Origin of the sequence: Massilia sp. METH4, assembly GCF_037094685.1 — a bacterium.
Lineage (GTDB): Bacteria > Pseudomonadota > Gammaproteobacteria > Burkholderiales > Burkholderiaceae_D > Rugamonas.
The window spans coordinates 3,767,179-3,782,711 of record NZ_CP146614.1 but is presented as its reverse complement, the minus strand read 5'-3'; the positions used below and the strand labels follow the sequence as shown (position 1 = coordinate 3,782,711).

Sequence of the window (15,533 nt, the reverse complement as noted above, 5' to 3'; positions counted from 1 at the left end):
GCTCTCCGAAACCCCGGCAAAGCCCCCCGGTTCGCAGGGCTGGGAGCCTGCAGGCTCACAGCCGTTCGGCAGGCGCGGAGCTTGCTCCGCGAAACCCCTGCCTCACTCCTGCCAATCCTGGTCGCGGATCTTGGCCACCTGCCGCTGCGTCATCCACTTCCACAACTGCAACGCATCTTCCTTGCCCGCCGACATCTGCCGCGGGCTGGCCAGGGCGATCTCGCAATCGCGGTCCGACCATTCCTCGAAGCGGATCGCGCCGCCGCGTGCCACTTCCATCTGGTACATGAGGCCGTCGTCGTAGCCGAAGCGCAGTACCGCCGACGGCGCCACGCCATCGCTGGCCGCAGTGGCGCCCTCGTAGATTTCCGACAGCGCCGCCGCCAGTTGCGCCTCGGTCGGCGCCTGCACGTTGAGGCCGTCCGGCCCCGTGAGCTCTACCCATGCGTGTGTCATGCACGCCCTCCAGATTGAACGTGGCCCGGCGCTCCCGTCAGGCGATGCGTCGCGGCAGCGACAGCGGATCGAAGTCTTTCCAGTCGCCGCCGGCAATGGTGCCTTCGGCGCGCTCGATATCGTTGGCGCCCAGCCGGCGCAGCACCTGCACGGCCTGGTCCTCGTCGCCGTCGGGCAGCGCGACAGCGATCATCATGCCGGACTTGCGCGGCGCCACGGCGTTCTGGCCGCCCTGCTCCGGCTCGCCCTTGTCCTTCATGTGCGAGAAGCTGTACAGCGATCCCACGTGCGCACCCACGAGGCCGCCCACGATGGGGCCGGCCGGCCCGGTCAGCGGGACAGTGGCCGCGCCGACAGCCGCGCCGATCGCGCCGCCGGTCGCCGCGCCCTTCGCCAGGCCTTCGGGCGAATCCTTGGCGCCTGGCGACAAGGTGCGGTCGCCACCCAGCACATGCATGTCATGCTGGCCGGGCTGGTTCACGTAGAACGAGCTGATGCGATCATCGGGATACCCCGCGTCCAGCAGTGCCTGGCGGGCGGCATCGACCTGGTCCTGCAATTGGAAATGGCCGGCGATGATGGTTGTCATGATTGTTATCTCCTGCATGAATTGGACGCACTCAGCTTGCCGCGCACCCCCTGGTGTTTCCGTGCGTTGACGCACATAGCTTGGCGCAATTGTTACTGATAGCGAAATCACCGCCGGTCACAACGGCGGGCTCAAGCCGGGTCGTGCCGCGGTGGATGCTGCGGCAGCCACACGGTAAACGTGGTGCCCTCGCCCGGCTGCGAGCGGACGTCGATGCGACCGCCGTGGCGGCTGACGATGCCGTACGAGAGCGACAAGCCAAGCCCGGTACCGCTGCCGACCGGCTTGGTCGTGAAGAACGGCTCGAAAATGCGGGTCAGGTGTTCCGGCGCGATGCCGGCACCCGTGTCGGAAATCTCGATCCATACCCAGCCTTCCTGGGCGCCCGTGCGGATGCGGATCACGCCCTGCCCGGCGATCGCCTGGCCGGCATTGACAAGCAGGTTCATGAACACCTGGTTCAGTTGCGAGGCACGGCATTCGACGGGCGGCAGGTTGCCGTATTCCTTGACGATCCTGACCTTGTACTTCAACTCGTTGGCCACGATGTTCAGCGTGCTGTCCAGCCCACGGTGCAGGTCGGCCATCTGCCATTCCGTCTCGCCGACATGGGAAAACTCGCGCAGCGCTTGCACGATTTCCTTCACGCGGCGCAAGCCTTCGATCGATTCCTGCACGAGGTCGGGCACGTCGCCGCGCAGGAAATCCAGCTCGGCCGCCTCGCGCACGGGCGCCAGCCGCGCCACGAGCTCCGGATGGCCGGCGATCGCCTCGTCGTAGGCGTCGATCAATCCCAGCAGCGTGGCCACATAGCCCTGCAGCGCCCCCATGTTCGAATTCACGAACGCAATCGGGTTGTTGATCTCGTGCGCGATGCCGGCGGCCAGTTGCCCGATCGATGCCATCTTTTCCGATTGCAGCAACTGTTCGTGCGCCTCGCGCAGCTTGCCGATCAGTTGCTGCTGTTCGACGCCCTTCGCCGTCAGCGCCTCTTCCATCGCCTTGCGGTCGGTGATGTCGGTCAGCGCGCCGATCACCTCCAGCGGGCGGCCGGCTTCGTCGCGGATCAGGCGCAGTGTGTCGTGCATCCACAGGTAGCGGCCGTTCGCGCAGCGGAAGCGGTATTCATAGACGCGCTGGCCCTCCGTGAACACCTGTGCCAGGCTGGCGACGATGCGTGGCTTGTCGTCGGGATGGATGTGGTCGAACCAGAAATTCGGATCGGCCAGCATTTCCTCGGGCCGGTAGCCCAGCATGTTGAAGGCGTTATTGCTGACGAACGTCATCTTGAAGTCGCCGCTGGGCACCGTGCTGTAGATCAGGGCCGGCGTATTGTCGATCAGGTATTGCAGCCGCGTGGGCAGTGCGGACTCGGGCTGTGCCGCGGCCGGTGGCGTGGCGGCGGGCGAGGCGTCGAAGTCCTCGAAGTGCATCACCAGCTGGCCCAGGCAAAGGAACGGGTCGATGGCACTGCCGGCATCGCCACGACGGGCTCCGGCCCGGACTCGGCCGGCGGCTCGTCGAGCCACTGGCGCGGGTCGACCCGGTAATACTTCGACAGCTCGTCGTACAGGGCCGGATGGCGGCTGGCGAGCTGCCACGGCTTGCCGAAGAACGCTTCGGTGGCGACGGCGAAGAATTCCGCCGGGCTCGTGGCGCCATAGTGGTCGAGCACCGTGTCGCCATTGCCCAGCCAGGCGGCGCGCTGCAGGTGCGCGTAGTCGCGAGACAGCACTTCGGACCAGTTGCGGTAGTTTTCCCGGCTGCCCAGGTAAGGCGCGCCATTCGTCTGGCCCGATTCACTGTCGAGCTGGTGGGCGAATTCATGCAGCACCACGTTGTGACCATCCCAGGCCAGCGCGCCGCGCTCGGTATCGTCCCACGACAGCACCACGCGGCCATCCTCCCAGGACTCGCCGAGCATTGTCTGGCGGAAGTGGGTGATCACGCCACCCGGGCCCACGTCCTGGCGCGCCGCGGCGAAGGCGCCGGGGTAGAGCAGGATCGTGCGCAGCGTCGGATAGACCCCCATGGGGCGGTTCAGCAGCAGCAGGCAAGCCTGGCCGGCGATCGCCACGCGCATCGCGTCCGTCACCTCGAGCCCGGCGCAGCCGACGAACTTTTTCTCGTGGAGGAATCGCTTGACGAGCCGGTGCAACTGCTGCTGCAGCTCGGGGCCGAGGCGGTCATGGATGGGAACATAATGCCGGAGCGCGTCGAGCGCTGCCGGAGGAAGCGGCCGGGACAAGGCCCGGCGCAGGGAAAAGCGCGGATACAGGAATGGCGCGGCTACCGCCAGCGCCAGGAATGCCAAACCGAGCAATGCGTCCATTCGAGCCGTCCATAACGAAACATGTCCGCCACAGATGGGGAGCGTTGCCGGCAATTCAATGTGAACAGAATGAATGATCTGTCCGCCGCGCCGGCGGCGGCACTGCCCGTGGTCGACAGGGTGCTTACTGCTGGGCCTTCTGCAGCGATTGCGGGGCGCCGAACAGGGCAGCCACCAGCGGGTCGCGGGTTACCGGGCCGCGGTTCACGCGAATTGCATAGTGCGTGTCATCGGCCAGGATATGGAAGTGGCGGCCGCTGCCCGCCATGCTCTGCTCGCGCAGGCTCGGGCGCTCCTTGCGCGGCGGCGTGCCTTCGCGCTTCGGCTGCGCAATGGCGGCCAGGAAGGCTTGCACGCGTTCGGTATCGGGGGTGAGGCGGTACACGGCCTTGCCCAGGTAGGTGGCGGTACCTTCGATATAGCGCGCCAGCTCGATCACGCCGGCTTCGCGCAGGTCGCGAATGTATTTGCGGGCGCCGGACGGCGAGAATTTCAGGAACCAGGCGATTTCATCGGCCAGCATTTCATGCTGTTGCAGTTCGCCGATCAGCTTTTGCATGTTTTCGATCCGTCGCAGGGTAGCCGAGGTCGACCGTACGCGCTCGATCGGCGCCAGCGACAATGCCTTGCGCTCGGTCCCCGGACCCGGGCGCTCCACCAGCGCCAGGCGCGGCTTCGCGGCGGCGGGCTGGGAGGCCATCACATCGCTGTTCGACAGGTCGTGAGAATCTCTGATTGCGTGCATTTCAACACTCCTTATAACGGGTAGCCGGTTTGCGCGGTGCGGGGTCACTGCGCATTCATTCATTCATTGGGCTCCAGATTGCCGTTATGCGTTGTACAAGTCTGTGCGGCAACGAACACAAAATGGTTCAAAAGTTAAAGCCTCGTTTCGGCCTCCAATGTGTATCCCGGCCGCCACGTGGGCCGCGAATGTGCGCTCGCGAACAGATCGGCTTTCGCATGTTGCTTAAAGTGCACGCTGGATCAACCTTAAAGAGAGGACAGACCATGAAATACTCCATCCTGCTGGCAGCCATCACCGCCCTGAGCCTGACGGCTTGCAAGAAGAACGAGGACGTGGCTCCTGCCACCGACACCACGACGGCGCCGGCGACGGCACCGGCAACGACCGAACCGGCAGCTCCGGCAGCCGCTCCGGCCACCCCTGCCGATACCACCACCACGCCGCCAGCGGACGCCACCACCACCCCGCCGGCCGACACTACGGCTCCGGCCGGTTCCACCACGACGACCCCGTCCGGAACCACCGGCGGCACCGGCGGCACGACGACCCAGTAACAGGGACGTCGACGCTTGCAATCGTCCGGGCCGGGTCACCTGGCCCGGCGATGACCGGCAACGCGCCGCCAGCCGGCGCGTTTTTTATTCCAGCGCCCATTCCGGTATGGTCGTTTCCCGCTCGGTCGTTTCCCGCTCGGTCGTTTCCCGATCGGTCGTTTCCCACAGATGCAACATCGGCAACCTTGCAGCGCGCGGTGGCAACGCCCTCCCCCCCATTGGACGGAAGATGGATCGAGGGGTTCCTGTGGTAGGATCACAACACATTTGATGTACCGCAAGGTTATTGTGCGCTAGCGCACCGAATATATCGTTGCTAGCACCATAAACTTGACGTATCAGCAATGCGTACGCTGCAATTGAAAGAAGAGCCATCAGGCGGCACCGCCCAGGCGACTTCTTTCAATAGTGCTGTGGATACAAAAAATTTCTTCCAACGCATCAGGAGTAATCTGTGAATAAATCCAACAAGATCGCCATTGCGGCAGCCCTGTTGTGCGCTTCCTTCGCCGCCTCGGCGCAGGATGCCGTCATCAATCCGAACTGGTACATCCAGCCGAGCGTGAATGCCATGAAGCCCGACTCCGACTGGGCAACCGACAAGACCGGCTACGGTGGCGGCCTGAAGTTCGGTAAGCCGATCGCCGAAAACTGGGATATTCAGCTTGGTTACACGTACGCACGCTCCCGTGAAAACGGCGCGCGTTATCAGCAAGAAACGCTGGGCGTCGACTTCCTGTACCTGTTCTCGCGTAAAACCTTCCGTCCGTTCGTACTCGTCGGCCTGGGGGCGCAACGCGACAAGGAAAACCCGTTCCGCAGCCTGGCGGAACCGCACCGCACCTCGCCGTACATCTCGGCCGGCCTGGGTTTCCAGTCCGTCATCAACGACCGCTGGTCCTTCCAGGCCGACGTGCGTGATGTCTATGGCTTCATCGGCAGCGACGATTTCCGTCACGACCGCTCCAACAACGTCTACGTGACCGTGGGCTTCAACTACGCGCTGGGCCCGGCACCGCAACCGCCGGCACCGCCTGCTCCGCCGCCGGCGGTGGAACCGCCGGCACCGGTGGCTCCGCCGCCGCCGCCGCCTCCGCCGGCACGCTTCGAGAAGGTGACTATGTCGGCCACCGAGCTGTTCGAGTTCGACAGCGCCAAGCTGCGTGGCGACCAGCCGAAGCTGGATGAAGTGGCACGCGCGCTGAACGAAAACCCGAGCGTGACCGGCATCACGATCACCGGCCACACCGACCGCCTGGGTTCCGAGAAGTACAACCAGACGCTGTCGGAGAAGCGTGCCGCCGCCGCCAAGGAATACCTGGTGAGCAAGGGTATCGCCGCCGATCGCCTGACGACCGAAGGCAAGGGCGAATCGCAGCCTCTCGTTCAGTGCAACAACAAGAAGCGCGCTGACCTGATCAAGTGCCTGGAGCCGAACCGCCGCGTCGAGGTCGAGCAGATCACGATCGAGCGCAAGGTGAACTGAAGCAGCATCGGAAAGTAGCAAGCTGCTTTCTGGTGGATCCGGGCAAGAATGACTGGCGCAGCCAGATCTTCTTGCTGGATGAAATCCACGACGATCGTCGTACACGAAAGGGGCCTCGGCCCCTTTTTGTTTATACGGAGCTGAAAATGAATTGGAGAAAAATTCCCCACCTCGCCAAGAAGGTCCCCAACCTGTTGTACTGCTCCGTGATGGAATGGTTCGACCACCGCGGCAGCAGCAAGGGTGCGGCGCTGGCGTTCTACACGCTGTTCTCGCTCGCTCCGATCCTGGTGCTCGTCATCGCCATTGCCGGCTTCTTCTACGGCAAGGACGCGGCGCAGGGCGAGCTGTTCACCCAGCTGCGCGGCATGGTCGGGCCGCAGGGCGCGGAAGCGATCCAGCTGATCCTGGCCGGCGCGCGCAACGAGGAACAAGGCCGTATCGCCACCATCATCGCCGGCGCGCTGCTGCTGTTCGGCGCCACCAGCGTATTCGCGGAGCTGAAGACGAGCCTGGATGAAATCTGGCAGCTGCCGCCGGTGACCGACAACACCGTGTGGGACACCATCCGCACCCGCCTCCTGTCGTTCGGCCTCGTGCTGGCACTGGGCTTCTTGCTGCTGACCTCGTTAGTGATCAGCGCCGCCCTGGAAATCTTCCAGCGCTTCTGGAACCGCTACTGGCCCGACGCAACCGTGCTGATCACGCTGCTGAACCACCTCATCAGCTTCCTCGTGATCGCCGCGATGTTCGGCGTGATCTACAAGCTGCTGCCACGCATCCAGCTGGCGTGGCGCGACGTCATCATCGGCGCCATCGGCACGGCCGTCCTGTTCATGATCGGCAAGTTCGGCATCGGCGCCTATATCGGCAACAGCGGCGTGACCAGCAGCTTCGGCGCCGCCGGCTCCACCATCGCCCTGCTGCTGTGGGTGTACTACTCGGCGCAGATCTTCTTCCTGGGCGCCGAGTTCGCCCGGCAGTACGCGCTGCAGATCGGCAGCCTGAAGCATCATCCGCGCGATGAGAACGGGAAGTTGAAGGTGAAGTAGCCGGCGCCCATGGTGTCATGGTGTCGGACATCATTTCCGGACGCCTTCCCGGAAATGGTGTGCGACACCGGTTGTCCCAAACAGTACCAATGCCTCGACGGAAAACCGGTGTCGTACACCAGGAACTCGATTATCCGGAGCCAGCCACCGGCTTTCGATTCACTCGCCCAGCAGCTCGGCGACGATCTCCATCCCCTCCACCCGCTCGGCCACGACCTTGATGATCACGATCACCGGCACGCCGAGCAGCAGGCCCCATACGCCCCATAGCCAACCCCAGAACAGCAGGCTGACGAACACGGCGGCGGCGTTCATGCGGGCGATGCGGCCCGTCATCCAGGTGGTGACGAAGGTGCCAACGAGGGTAGCGATGCCCAGCGAGGCGCCGGTGACGAGCAGCACCATCTGCAGCGACTCGAACTGCAGGAAGGCGACGAGGCCCGTGGCGCTGGTAATCAGGAGCGGACCGAAGTAAGGCATGATGTGCAGCAGGCCGGCCACGATGGCCCAGGCGCCCGCGTTCTCCAGGCCGATGGCGCGCAGCGCGATCCACATCAGGAGCGCCAGCAGCACATTGGTCACCAGCAGCATGAACATGTATGCCTGGATCGACGTGTTGATGTCTTCCAGGATGTGCACGGTGATCTTCTTTTTCGTGAGCGATGGGCCGGTGAGCTTGACGAGCTTGCGCTTGAAGATGTCGCCCGACAGCAGCAGGAAGAACACGAGGAAGATCACCATCGTTGCCTGCGACAGGAAGCCGACCAGGCCGCGGGCGCTGACCCATACCCAGTCCATCACGCGGATGCCGCCGGTGCCGGCGTTGGCTGCGGCGGGTGAGGTCGCTTCCTGCTGCCGCTTGGCGGCGCGGCGCGCGCTGCTGCCCGCGGTGGCTTGCTCGATCTCGTTGGCCACGGCTTGGATGCGCGAAATGGCGCTGGTGCTCGACCCCGTCGTCGATGCCAGCAGGCGGGAGAGCTTGTGCGTGATCGTCGGCAGTTCCTCGACGATGTTCTGGAATTCGCCATGCACCTTGTCGAGCACTACGACGGAACCGCCGAAGATCGCGCCCGTGACGAGCGTGGCGCCGATGATGCGCTTGACATGAATGCGCTCGAGCCAGTTGACGAGGGGATTGAGGGTGTAGGCGATGAAGATCCCCAACAACAGGGGAACGAGGAAGTTCTTGCCCCACTGCAGCGCATACAGGAAGGCGACGGTGGCGATGACACCCAGCGCCAGCCCCTTGGCATGCACATGCAGCGGGAATTGCAGCTTGGACGCGTGCTCGCCGCCTTCCGACAGGTGTTCGGCCGGTGCGGCCGGGTCGCGAGGGACGATGTGAGGACGGTCCATCCATGCTTCGCGGCCGGTGCCGCCCCGCTGGACGGACCGGCTGCGCCCCGATTACTTGACGCGGATATCGTTCTTCACCGACTTCACGCCCTTCACGCCACGGGCGATCTCGCCGGCCTTGGTGATGTCGCCCGGCTGTGCCACGAAGCCGGACAGCTGCACGGTGCCCTTGAACGTTTCCACGTTGATTTCGGTGGTCTTCAGGGTCGGCTCGTTGAAGATCGAGGACTTCACCTTGGTGGTGATCACCGCGTCGTCGATGTACTCGCCGGTACCTTCCTTGGTGGCCGAGCCGGCGCAGCCGACGACGGAGAAGACGGTGGCGGCGGTGAACACGGCGGTAGCGATTTTCTGAGCGATTTTCATGGTATTACTCCTTCTTCGTGTTGTAAAAATGCCCGGGAACGAGCTTGTGGCCAGCCGGCTGCGATCATGCACGATCAATAGCCGAACTGGGATTTCGTAGCCGCGACACACTGGTCTTTGGCCGTGCCGGCCAGGGCGTCGCATTTTTCCGCGGCGACCTTGTACTCGGCGATTCGCTTATCCTCGCGCGCATCGCTGCGCGCCTCGATGACCTTCTTGTCCGCTTTCGCATCGGCCAGCGCGGCGGTACGGCTGGCCTTGGCCCGCTCGACGCACACATCGCGCTCGTTGCCCGCCAGCGCGCCGCAACGCGTGCGGTCCAGCGCGAAGTCGGCATTGGCGATATCGATCCGCGCCTTCGTATAGGCGCGCAGGGTATTGCGGTACTGCGCGGTGGCATCGGCCTCGGCGCGCACGCGCGTGGCCTTCGCTTCGGCAATACATACATCCTTTGGATTGCCCGCAAGGCTGTTGCAGCGTTCGCGCGCAGCCCTGTAGTCGGCCGCTGCCGCGGCCCTGGCGTTCTCGAACAGCGCTTTCGCTTCCGGCGTGGCGGCCGCAGCTGCCGTGACACACAGCAGCAGCACGGCGCCCAACGCCACCCGCAGCGTTCTCCCGAACGGTCCAGCCGCCTCGGCCGCTTTCCTTACCGGCCTCATGCTCTTTACTCCCTGTTCGTTTCCATAACGACAGTGTCCGCCACCTGCCGCGTCCATTCTGTTCGCTGGCGTACATTCGGTGCAACTTATACAACAAACGCCACGCCGTTCCCGCACCTTGGTCTGCCTGGCGAGCCCGACAGATCAAGGTGCGTAATCGCACAGACCCGCGCGGGCTGCCGGCCCTAATCTGGCGCCACATCCAATCAGGAGGACTGAAACATGAAAACAACTCAAGCCCTTGGCGCAGCAATGGTCGCGGTTGCTCTCTTGACCACCGGCTGCGCAAGCAACTACCCGACCGCCACCAATTACTCGACCGCCGCCGATGCATCCACGTACGGCACGATCGAGAATATCCAGGTCGTGCGCGTGGATCCCGCCACCAGTGGTGCGGGCGCCGTCGCCGGCGGCCTGGTCGGCGCCCTGGTGGGCAACCAGATCGGTTCCGGCAGCGGCCGCACGGCCGCCACGGCCGCGGGCGCGATCGGCGGTGCGGTGGTGGGCAACCAGATCGAGTCGAACCGCAATGCCCCGCATGACATGTACCAGATCAGCGTGCGCCTCGATAACGGCGATTACCGGACGGTGAACCAGGACAGCGCCTACGACCTGCGCGTGGGCAGCCGCGTGCGCATGGTCGACGGCCGCGTCTATCGCTACTGACGGTCGGCACCGCGCGGTACGGCCGCGCCCCGGACGGCACCGGAGCGCCGCGCTTCACGGCGCGGTCCGGAGCTGCATACACCAACACTACAAGGAGCAACCATGGGCACTATTCTTCTCATTATTCTGGTACTGGTTCTGATCGGCGCGCTGCCGACCTGGCCGCACAGCCGCAACTGGGGCTATGCGCCGAGCGGCATCGCCGGCCTGATCGTCGTCATCCTTCTGATCATGCTGTTGACAGGCAGGCTGTAAGGTCGCGGGGCGCCATGCCGCCCCCGCATTGATTGAGGAGGCATCATGAAACGCATCATTGCAGTAGCCTTGCTCGCCACCGGCCTGTGCGGCGCCGCGTGGGCGCAAAGCACACCGTCGGCCGTCGCGCAGCAGCAGCAGAAGGAAATCGCGCGCGGCGAACCGGCGCGCTGGATGAAGGGCGACAACTCGATGCAGGCGCAGCTTGCCACCAAGCGCAAGGAAATCGGCGCCGCACTGAACGAAGCGCTCAACGAATGCAGGAAAGTCCCCACGAGCGAACGCTACTCCTGCGTGCGGCAGGCGCGCAAGACCTACAAGGAAGACATGGCGAACGTGAAGGAACTTGTCGCCCAGTCGAATCGGATGGGCGGCGTGTACGACACCGCCGGGCCTTCCGAATAGCCGCCTGCAAGACGTCAGCGCCCCCCGGCCTTGCCACCGAGGGGCAACTGCGGCGTGCCCGTAGCGGGCGAATCCGGCAGCGGTGGCAGCTCGTGCACCACCAGCGGCGTATCCTCGGAAACGAAGGCGAGCCAGCCGGCCGCGCCGATTGCGCGCTGCGCGTCGGCGTAGCCCTGCCTCCAGCGCCATTGCACGGAGCCGCGCGAGAAATTGATGTCTTTCAGCGGCATGTGCCAGTCGTGGCCCGCATAGGGAATGCGCACCACGTGCAACGTCGTATCGCAACCGAGTTCGGCCAATTCCCGCGCGTGGCGCTCGCTCCTCTGCTCCGGCGGCATCCCCGCGTACAGTTCGCGGAGCTTCTGCTGCAGGCGACGCACCTTCACGTAGTCTTCCAGGTGGCGCTGGGACCGTGAGGCGAACGTCACGTCCTTCTGCCGCGTCTGCACTTCCTCCAGCGTATCGGGCTCGGGCCCCTGGGCGCTCCACAGGTCGACCATGAAGCATAGCGTGTCCATGTGACGGTGGGTGTCGTCGAGCACGGTCTGCAGCGGCGTGTTCGAATACAGGCCGCCATCCCAATACAGCTCGCCGTCGATGCGCACGGCGGGAAACCCTGGCGGCAATGCGCCGCTGGCGCGGATATGGTCGGCCGTGATGTGTCCTTCGTCCAGGCTGTCGAAGCTGACCAGGCCGCCGGTCGACACGCGCAGGGCATTCACGGTGAGCCGCATGCCTTCGGGACTGTTCAGCACATCGAAATCGACCAGCTCCTCGAGCGTTGCCGCCAGCTCGCTCGTGTCGTAGAACCCGGCCTGTTCGGCCGGCACGGCCTGCCCGAACGCGAACGGACTGAACGGCCGCGGCCGGAAGAAGCCACGGATGCCGGACATCATTGCCTGAAATGTCGACAGGCGGATGTTCTGGCGCCGCTGCGCCTCCGTCATCCATGCCGGGTCATAGGGATCGCGTTGCGAGACACGGTCCCAGAACTCCCTGATCCGCTGCAGCCGGTGCTCATGGCGGTTGCCCGCCAGCAGCGCGGCATTGATGGCACCGATCGAAGTGCCGACCACCCAGTCCGGCGTCAGCCCGTGTTCATGCAGCGCCTGGTACACGCCCGCCTGGTAGGCCCCCAGCGCCCCGCCGCCCTGCAGCACGAGCACGACGCGCATGCCGTTCGGGTTCAATGGATGGGAATCCGCATCGCTCAAGCCGCACCTCCGGGTTGAAGTATCGACGGGCATTGTAGCGCGCCAACGTAAAGTGCACTGGCCCCGGGCGACGCAGCTGAGCCCGTGTCCCTCGGTGCCAGACACCGAGGGACACCGGCTCATCATTGCCGACGGTGCCGCTGCGGTGCCTGCAAGAGGCGGGGGATGACAACTCAGATGCAAAAAAAACGCCGCGGGGACCGCGGCGTTTCCGGCGATACGTGTACGCGTTACAGCGAACCGCTCTGCTTGCGCTTGTAGATGTACGCACCGATCGCGGCCAGCACGGCGCCGACGCCGATGGCCGGCTTCACGAGCTTCTTGCGCGAGATGAAGGAGCCAATCGACATGGCGATCGGCATGATCGTCTTGTAGTTGGCCAGCAGGCCGCCGGCACCTGCGGCGGCCGCGGTACCACCGATCAAGCCGGCAAGGCGCGTTTGCGCCGTGCCGACCGCCAGGTCGACCGCCCCATGCAACAGCACATCGGGATGCAGCGCGTTTGCCACGTTATGCTTGCTGGCAAGCACGCCGACGCGGTACAGCTCGCCTTCCTTGATCAGCCGGGCCTTCGTCGCGTCGAGCGCGGCCTTGCGTTGGTCATTGTCGCTCATCGCTTTCCTTTCACAACAGCATGTCGCGGTCGGCCTTCAATTCCGCCATGGTGGCCGGCAGGCCCAGCGATCCATTGCGCACCGCCTTCTTGATCGACCCGATGATGAGCCAGGCGATCACGGCGAAGGCGGCGGCCAGGATCAGCAAGATCCACGGGCCCAGCGCTTCCCACAGCAGGACAACGATGGTGGCGGTGCCGAAGCCGATCGCGAACAAGGCCGCCAGGACCGCCAGTGCGAACAGCACCGCCAATTTGACGAGATGGTCGCGGACTTCCGACAGTTCCGCCACGGCCAGTTCGACGCGCGACAGGACGAGGCGCAACGAGGTCTTGACGAGCCCGGATACCGAGCCGATCAGCCCAGGCGCACGCGGCTCTATGTGCTCAGTTTGCTCCATATCGTCTCCCAGTGTGAAGGGCGTTTATTTGCGGCCCAGGATCACGCCGACCAGCAGGCCGACACCGGCTGCCACGGCGATCGAGCGCCACGGGTTTTCCTTCACGTACACGTCGGTGGTCGCGGCAACCTGCTTGCCCGTTTCCACGGCCTTGACCTGTGCGTCCTGGGCACGTGCCAGCGCCGAGTCCAATGCGCGCATGCCGCGGCCGCGCAGCTCTTCCGCCTTCTCGCCAGTCAGGGCGGTGGCGGCCGTGAACAGGGCTTGCGCGTCTTTGACCAGGGTTTTCACGTCGTTGTTGACGGTACTGATGTTATTTTCCAGCATGATATAAGCTCCTTTTCACAGTGTTGAGTATCAACTTTACAACGGCATGCTCATTCGAGCAAATCGCGCATATCGTCCGCGTGCTCCTCTTCCTCGGCCATGATCCTGACGAGCAGCTGCGTGGTTACCGGGTCGGTATCCCCGATCTTTTCGATCATCTGCCGGTAGGCTTCGATCGCGACGCGCTCGGCGATAAGGTCGGCGCGCACCATCGATTGCACCTCCAGCGAGTCGTCGTATTCCGCATGGCTGCGTTCGTGCAGCGTGGCCGGGTTGTAGTCGGGCGTGCCGTTCAGCTGCACGATGCGCTCGGCCAGCCAGTCGGCATGCTTTTCTTCTTCCTGGGCGTGTTCCAGGAATTCGGCCTTGACCGCCGAATTGTTCTTGCCGCTGACGGTGTAGTAATGCCGCTTGTAGCGGTTGATGCAGACGAGCTCGGTAGCGAGCGCGTCGTTCAGCATCTTCAGCACGGCTTCGCGGTCGCCCTTGTAGCCTGCCGTGACCGGACCGTCGGACAGGTTCTGTGCCGCGGCGCGGATGGCCGCGGTATCGATACCGCTGGCCTGGGTGGGTGTCGTATCTGACATGGTCTTCCTTCCTTGGATGATCAGCGGCGCGCCTGGACCGGCTTGCCCGGCTCGGACAGCACGATCTCGACACGCCGGTTCAGCTGGCGATCGCCCGCGGTGGCGTTGCCGGCCACCGGATAGGCTTCGCCGTAGCCGCGCACGTCGACGCGCGAACGTTCGATACCGGCCTGCGCCAGCGCCGCGCGCACCGCTTCGGCGCGGCGCTGCGACAGTTCGAGGTTGTGGGCCGTGGAGCCGGTGCTGTCGGTGAAGCCTTCCACCAGCACGGTGCGGTCCGGGTTCTCACGCAGGATCGTGGCCAGCTTCTGCACGGTGGCCTGCCCTTGCGAGGTCAGCACCGCCTGGTCCACGTTGAACAGCACGTCGCCCAGCGTGATGATGGTGCCGCGCTCGGTTTGCTTGGCCTGCAGTTCGGCCAGCTGCGCGGCCAGCGCCTGCGCCTGCTGCTGCGCGTTCTGCGTGGCGGCGGTGGCGGCCTCGGCACGGGCCTTCGCCGCTTCCGCTTCGGTTTGCGCCTGTTCGGCGGCGCGCTTGGCCGCTTCGGCTTCGGCGGTGCGCGCCTGCAGGCGCACCTGGTCGCGCTCCTGGGCTGCCTGCTTCAGGTCCACTTCGGCCTTGCGGGCACGCGCCACCTCCTGTGCGGTGGCGATCTTCTGCTTGGCCACATAGGCCAGCTGGTCGACCTTCTCCACCTTCTCGCGCTCGGCGGCGGCATTGTTGGCGGCGTTCAGGGCCGCGGTCGCTTCATTGAATTCGCGCACGGCGTATTGCGAAACGGCGCTGTTCTTCTGCGCCGCCTCGTAGTCGTTGCGGGCCTGGTCCAGCGTGGTGGTGGTCAGCGGTGCCGAACCGCAGGCGGAAAGGGCGATGGCGATCGACAGGACCACGGGGCTAAGCTTCAGTTTCATCTCGCTTCTCCTTACTGGTTGGCGCTGTTGGCGCGATCGAGTTCTTCACGCAGGACACGGATATTGTCCTGCACCGCATTGGCGGCGCTGGTGGCCTTGGCGGACGTGGCCTTGCTCTGGGCCAGCTTGGCATCGGCCTCGGCCTGCTGGGCCAGCTCGCGTGCCAGCTTGTAATCCTTGTCGGCCAGCGCACGGTTTGCCTGCTGCATCTTTTCGCGGGCGGCCAGCAATTCGGCCGGAGCGAGTTCGGCGGCGCCAGCCTGCGCGGCATTTTCCACGGCGGCGCGCGACACGGCGACATCGGCCGTGGCCGGAGCTTTCTGGCTGGCGCAGGCCGACAGCAAGGCGGCAGCAGCGCACAGCAACGACACGGTATAACGAGGGCTCATTCTTTTTCTCCTCTGGTTGATGGGTCCGGTTGGTGTTCGGAACGTAGTGAAGTTATAGCCGAACGGACAACATCCTCTCGGTACGGTGCCGCACATAAGCGGTATCGTCGCGGCAACGTCGCCTCTGCGCCGCAGCGCGCCGGTCACGATAACGTAACAAAGCGTTA

21 protein-coding genes are annotated in these 15,533 nt (G+C 64.7%); 6 read left to right on the top strand and 15 right to left on the bottom strand.

Going from position 1 to position 15,533, the window contains the following annotated elements:
• Positions 1-102 precede the first annotated feature (102 nt).
• The 5 genes from V6Z91_RS16640 to V6Z91_RS16620 all read right to left on the bottom strand — a co-directional run bounded on the left by V6Z91_RS16640 (position 103) and on the right by V6Z91_RS16620 (position 4,077).
• A complete protein-coding gene (locus V6Z91_RS16640) occupies positions 103-456 on the bottom strand; it encodes a hypothetical protein (protein WP_338758761.1) in 354 nt (117 codons plus the stop codon).
• Between the two features lie 37 nt (positions 457-493).
• Positions 494-1,045 (bottom strand): hypothetical protein, encoded by a 552-nt coding sequence (locus V6Z91_RS16635; RefSeq protein WP_338758760.1) that lies wholly within the window; start codon positions 1,043-1,045, stop codon positions 494-496.
• 131 nt (positions 1,046-1,176) lie between these two features.
• A complete protein-coding gene (locus V6Z91_RS16630) occupies positions 1,177-2,478 on the bottom strand; it encodes an ATP-binding protein (RefSeq protein WP_338758759.1) in 1,302 nt (433 codons plus the stop codon).
• Positions 2,478-3,377 (bottom strand): M90 family metallopeptidase, encoded by a 900-nt coding sequence (locus V6Z91_RS16625; RefSeq protein ID WP_338758758.1) that lies wholly within the window; start codon positions 3,375-3,377, stop codon positions 2,478-2,480. Before V6Z91_RS16625 ends, V6Z91_RS16630 begins: the two co-directional genes overlap by 1 nt.
• 124 nt (positions 3,378-3,501) lie before the next feature.
• Positions 3,502-4,077 (bottom strand): winged helix-turn-helix domain-containing protein, encoded by a 576-nt coding sequence (locus V6Z91_RS16620; protein ID WP_338771896.1) that lies wholly within the window; start codon positions 4,075-4,077, stop codon positions 3,502-3,504.
• Between the two features lie 311 nt (positions 4,078-4,388).
• On the opposite strand from V6Z91_RS16620, the gene V6Z91_RS16615 reads away from it, so the two are divergent.
• The 3 genes from V6Z91_RS16615 (at position 4,389) to V6Z91_RS16605 (ending at position 7,217) form a co-directional block, all read left to right on the top strand.
• Positions 4,389-4,679: a hypothetical protein gene (locus tag V6Z91_RS16615; protein ID WP_338758756.1), complete on the top strand. Its 291-nt coding sequence runs from the start codon at positions 4,389-4,391 to the stop codon at positions 4,677-4,679.
• A gap of 454 nt (positions 4,680-5,133) precedes the next feature.
• Entirely contained in the window at positions 5,134-6,165 is a 1,032-nt protein-coding gene (locus V6Z91_RS16610; protein WP_338758755.1) for an OmpA family protein, read from the top strand.
• Between the two features lie 146 nt (positions 6,166-6,311).
• Entirely contained in the window at positions 6,312-7,217 is a 906-nt protein-coding gene (locus V6Z91_RS16605) for a YihY/virulence factor BrkB family protein (RefSeq protein ID WP_338758754.1), read from the top strand.
• Between the two features lie 159 nt (positions 7,218-7,376).
• Here the strand turns inward: V6Z91_RS16605 and V6Z91_RS16600 are convergent, their stop codons facing one another.
• From V6Z91_RS16600 to V6Z91_RS16590, 3 genes are all read right to left on the bottom strand, one after another.
• Positions 7,377-8,492: an AI-2E family transporter gene (locus tag V6Z91_RS16600; protein ID WP_338771894.1), complete on the bottom strand. Its 1,116-nt coding sequence runs from the start codon at positions 8,490-8,492 to the stop codon at positions 7,377-7,379.
• 132 nt (positions 8,493-8,624) lie between these two features.
• Positions 8,625-8,939 (bottom strand): BON domain-containing protein, encoded by a 315-nt coding sequence (locus V6Z91_RS16595; protein WP_338758753.1) that lies wholly within the window; start codon positions 8,937-8,939, stop codon positions 8,625-8,627.
• A gap of 74 nt (positions 8,940-9,013) precedes the next feature.
• A complete protein-coding gene (locus tag V6Z91_RS16590) occupies positions 9,014-9,598 on the bottom strand; it encodes a hypothetical protein (protein ID WP_338758752.1) in 585 nt (194 codons plus the stop codon).
• A 222-nt stretch (positions 9,599-9,820) separates the two neighbouring features.
• Between V6Z91_RS16590 and V6Z91_RS16585 the strand changes: the two genes are divergently transcribed.
• The 3 genes from V6Z91_RS16585 (at position 9,821) to V6Z91_RS16575 (ending at position 10,924) form a co-directional block, all read left to right on the top strand.
• Positions 9,821-10,264, top strand: a complete 444-nt coding sequence (locus tag V6Z91_RS16585) for a glycine zipper 2TM domain-containing protein (protein WP_338758751.1) — start codon at positions 9,821-9,823, stop codon at positions 10,262-10,264.
• Between the two features lie 102 nt (positions 10,265-10,366).
• On the top strand, positions 10,367-10,519 hold the full coding sequence (locus tag V6Z91_RS16580; RefSeq protein ID WP_107141531.1) for a DUF3309 domain-containing protein: 153 nt from the start codon (positions 10,367-10,369) through the stop codon (positions 10,517-10,519).
• Between the two features lie 45 nt (positions 10,520-10,564).
• The gene (locus V6Z91_RS16575) at positions 10,565-10,924 is read left to right on the top strand and encodes a hypothetical protein (protein ID WP_338758744.1); all 360 of its coding nucleotides are present in this window, start codon (positions 10,565-10,567) and stop codon (positions 10,922-10,924) included.
• Positions 10,925-10,938: 14 nt separating this feature from the next.
• Here the strand turns inward: V6Z91_RS16575 and V6Z91_RS16570 are convergent, their stop codons facing one another.
• The 7 genes from V6Z91_RS16570 to V6Z91_RS16540 form a co-directional block, all read right to left on the bottom strand.
• Positions 10,939-12,099: a patatin-like phospholipase family protein gene (locus tag V6Z91_RS16570; protein ID WP_338771891.1), complete on the bottom strand. Its 1,161-nt coding sequence runs from the start codon at positions 12,097-12,099 to the stop codon at positions 10,939-10,941.
• A gap of 269 nt (positions 12,100-12,368) precedes the next feature.
• Positions 12,369-12,752, bottom strand: coding sequence for a hypothetical protein (locus V6Z91_RS16565; RefSeq protein WP_338758743.1), 384 nt, complete (start codon positions 12,750-12,752; stop codon positions 12,369-12,371).
• Between the two features lie 10 nt (positions 12,753-12,762).
• Positions 12,763-13,152 (bottom strand): phage holin family protein, encoded by a 390-nt coding sequence (locus V6Z91_RS16560; protein WP_338758741.1) that lies wholly within the window; start codon positions 13,150-13,152, stop codon positions 12,763-12,765.
• A 24-nt stretch (positions 13,153-13,176) separates the two neighbouring features.
• Positions 13,177-13,479 carry a DUF883 family protein gene (locus V6Z91_RS16555; protein ID WP_338758739.1) on the bottom strand — a complete coding sequence of 101 codons (303 nt, stop codon included), beginning with the start codon at positions 13,477-13,479 and terminating at the stop codon, positions 13,177-13,179.
• A gap of 50 nt (positions 13,480-13,529) precedes the next feature.
• Positions 13,530-14,066: a ferritin-like domain-containing protein gene (locus V6Z91_RS16550; RefSeq protein ID WP_338758738.1), complete on the bottom strand. Its 537-nt coding sequence runs from the start codon at positions 14,064-14,066 to the stop codon at positions 13,530-13,532.
• Positions 14,067-14,086: 20 nt separating this feature from the next.
• Positions 14,087-14,977, bottom strand: a complete 891-nt coding sequence (locus tag V6Z91_RS16545; protein ID WP_338758737.1) for an OmpA family protein — start codon at positions 14,975-14,977, stop codon at positions 14,087-14,089.
• A gap of 11 nt (positions 14,978-14,988) precedes the next feature.
• On the bottom strand, positions 14,989-15,366 hold the full coding sequence (locus V6Z91_RS16540; protein WP_338758735.1) for a DUF4398 domain-containing protein: 378 nt from the start codon (positions 15,364-15,366) through the stop codon (positions 14,989-14,991).
• Positions 15,367-15,533: the final 167 nt, after the last annotated feature.